Annotated in this window: 5 protein-coding genes; all 5 read left to right on the top strand. The window is 73.9% G+C overall.

The genetic code is table 11. The annotated features are described in order from the left end of the window. Positions 1–513, top strand: a 513-nt coding sequence (locus PKC53_RS18885; protein WP_324431456.1) for an aminotransferase class III-fold pyridoxal phosphate-dependent enzyme, incomplete at its 5' end; no start/stop codon positions are given. A gap of 128 nt (positions 514–641) precedes the next feature. Continuing rightward, positions 642–1,223, top strand: a complete 582-nt coding sequence (locus PKC53_RS18880) for a sigma-70 family RNA polymerase sigma factor (RefSeq protein ID WP_324431454.1) — start codon at positions 642–644, stop codon at positions 1,221–1,223. Continuing rightward, the gene (locus PKC53_RS18875) at positions 1,216–1,671 is read left to right on the top strand and encodes a zf-HC2 domain-containing protein (RefSeq protein ID WP_324431452.1); all 456 of its coding nucleotides are present in this window, start codon (positions 1,216–1,218) and stop codon (positions 1,669–1,671) included. The genes PKC53_RS18880 and PKC53_RS18875 overlap by 8 nt, the downstream gene beginning before the upstream one ends. Then, on the top strand, positions 1,668–2,141 hold the full coding sequence (locus tag PKC53_RS18870; RefSeq protein WP_324431450.1) for a periplasmic heavy metal sensor: 474 nt from the start codon (positions 1,668–1,670) through the stop codon (positions 2,139–2,141). Before PKC53_RS18875 ends, PKC53_RS18870 begins: the two co-directional genes overlap by 4 nt. 180 nt (positions 2,142–2,321) lie before the next feature. Beyond that, positions 2,322–2,825, top strand: coding sequence for a hypothetical protein (locus PKC53_RS18865; RefSeq protein ID WP_324431449.1), 504 nt, complete (start codon positions 2,322–2,324; stop codon positions 2,823–2,825). Positions 2,826–2,985: the final 160 nt, after the last annotated feature.

Raw genomic sequence — 2,985 nt, 5'->3', positions numbered from 1 at the left:
GGCTTCGCGCCCGACCTGAGCGTGTTCGGCAAGGTCATCGGCGGCGGCATGCCGCTGGCCGCCTTCGGCGGGCCGCGCCGCATCATGGAGCAGCTCGCGCCGCTGGGCCCGGTGTACCAGGCCGGCACCCTGAGCGGCAACCCGGTGGCCACCGCCTGCGGGCTGGCGACGCTGCGCGAGATCACCAAGCCCGGCTTCTTCGACGCGCTGGCGGCGAAGACGAGCTCGTTCGTCGAAGGGCTGCTCGCCGCCGCGCGCGACGCCGGCGTGCCGATGTGCGGCGACAGCGAGGGCGGCATGTTCGGCTTGTTCTTCGCGCCCGAGCTGCCGCAGCACTACGGCGCCGTCATGGCCACCGACAAGGAGCGCTTCAACCGCTTCTTCCATGCGATGCTCGAGCGCGGCGTGTACCTGGCGCCGGCGCTTTACGAGGCCGGTTTCGTCAGCGCCGCGCACGGCGACGACGACATCGCGGCGACGCTGGACGCGGCACGCGCGGCGTTGCGCGGCTGATTGCCGGGTCGCGGGCGCGCGGCGAGGCCGCCGGGGCCGCCGCGCCGGTCGGCCGTGAACGCCGGTGGGCGCCGAGGGCATGGAACCTTTGCCGCCCTCGTTCGTTGAAACGGTTGTCGGAGCAGCGCGTGGCGAGGGAGTCGGAACTGACGGCGCCGGACGACGGCGGACTGGCCGCGCTCGCCCGGCAGGGCGACCGTGGCGCCTTCGCCGTGCTGGTCCGGCGACACCAGGACCGCGTCTTCCGCTTCCTGCGCCGGATGCTGGATTCGCGAGACGAAGCCATGGACCTGACGCAGGACACGTTCATGAAGGCCTACGAGGCGCTGCCCGCGTGGCGGCCGCAGGCGCAGTTCGGCACCTGGCTGCTGCAGATCGCCCGCAACGCGGCGCTGGACCAGCTGCGTCGCCGCCGGCTCGTCGAGTTCGTCCCCGTCGACCAGGCGCTGACGCTGGCCGACGCGGCGCCGACGCCCGAGCAGCGGCTCGCCACGTCGCGGCGCCTCGCGCTGCTGGACCGGGCGCTCGCGCAGCTGCCTGCCGAGCATCGCGAGGTGCTGCTGCTGCGCGAGATCGAGGACCTGTCGTACGCCGAGATCGCCGCGGTGCTCGACGTCGCGGAGGGCACGGTGAAGTCGCGCCTCGCCCGCGCGCGCGCCGCGCTGATCGCCGCGCACCGCCACCTGACCGGGGAGCCTGGAGATGAATGAAACATGCCCACGCATCGTCGAACTGTCGGCCTGGCTCGACGACCAGCTCGCCGCCGGCGAGCGCCGCGCCATCGAAGCGCATGTCGCCGCCTGCCCGGTGTGCGCCGCGACGCATGCCGACCTGCGCACCCTGCGCGCGGACCTGCGATCGCTGCCCGCCGAGGCGCTCGGCGTCGACCTGGCCGGCGTCATCGACGGGCGCCTGGCGCAGCGTCCGGGTGTCGCGCGGGCACCGCATCGCAGGCGCCCCGGGCTGGCCTGGCTGCCGCTGGGCGCCGGCATGGTCGCTGCCTTGTCGCTGGGCGTGACGTTCGGCGCGTTCCTGACCGCGGGCGCCGGTGCGGCGCTGGCGCCGCGTGTGGTCGCGATGACGGTGTTCGACCCGATCGCGCCCGGCGGCCTGTGCATCGGCCTCGACGCCTGCACCGGCCAGGGAGGCGGGCGATGAAGCTCTCGACCCTGCGCGTGGCGCTGGCGTTGTCGGTGATGCTCAACCTCGGGGTGCTCGGCGCGGTCGCGTACCGCATGGCCGGGCCGGGCGGGCTCGCGCCGCTGCTCGGCGCGGGGCCGCCGGCCACGTCGCTGCCGCAGCAGCTGGCGCTCGACGACGAGCAGCTGCGGCGCTGGCACGAGGCGGAGCAGGTGTTCCTCGAGTCGCTCGCCGCGGGGGCCGCCGAGATCGGAACGCGCCGCGAAAGGCTCGTCCGCGAGATCTTCGCACCGGCACCGGACGCGGCGACGATCGAGGCCGAACGCGCCGCTATCGCGCGGCTGCAGGACGAGCAGCAGCGCCTGGTCATCCGCCAGCTGTTGCGCGAGCGCGAGATGCTCGACGCCGGCCAGCGTGACCGGCTCGCGCAGATTCTGCTCGCGCAGCCGGTGGGCGCCTCCGGCTTCGAGCAACTCCATCGCGACTGAGCGTGCGCCAGCGCCGGGCTGCCACCGTCGCGGCCTGTGCCCCGCCCCCGCGCCTGTCTGTCGTGCACGCAGAAGGAACATTCTGCGTACTGCTTCGTTTCAATCGGCAGGGGCGGGTGCCGCGACGCGCAAAGGGCGGGTCGGCCCGAACCCGAGACTTCCACCAATGGAGCTGAAGCCATGCAACGCAAGACCTTCCTGACCTCGGGCGCGATCCTGCTCGCCACCGCCGCGCTGACCTTCGGCGCCGGCGCGTACGCGGCGCAGGGGCATGCCCACGAGCACGCGCCCGGCGCGCAGGCGCCGGTGCTCAAGCTCAACGCCGGCAAGAAGTGGGCCAGCGACGAGCCGCTGCGCCAGGGCATGACCCGCATCCGCGACGCGGTCGAAGCGCGCCTGCCGGCGGTGCACCGGGGCCAGCTCGGCACCGCGCAGTACGCCGCGCTCGGCAGCGAGATCGACGCGCAGATCGCCGGCATCGTGAGCCACTGCAAGCTCGAGCCGGCGGCCGACGAGGTGCTGCACGTGATCCTGGCCGAAATGATCGAAGGCAACGAGACGCTGCAGGGCAAGAACGCGAAGGCCCGGCGCAGCGCCGGCGTCGTCAAGGTCGTGCACGCGCTCACGCAGTACGGCAAGCACTTCGAACACCCGGGCTGGAAGTCGCCCAGCCTCGACCACTGAGCCGCGCGCGCACGCCGGCACGCGCGACGACGGCCCTGGGCGGGCGGCCGCTAGCCCTCGCCCAGCGACACGCCGATCTGCCGCGCGCAGGTCAGCAGCGGGTGATCGAGCGGCACGCGCCGGTTGTGGCCGGCCACGTGCGCCAGCGGCACGCTGGTCA

The organism is Azohydromonas sp., from assembly GCF_035325925.1.
Lineage (GTDB): Bacteria > Pseudomonadota > Gammaproteobacteria > Burkholderiales > Burkholderiaceae_C > Calidifontimicrobium.
The sequence above is the reverse complement of the archived record's forward strand: the minus strand, read 5'-3'. Positions and strand labels throughout refer to the sequence as shown.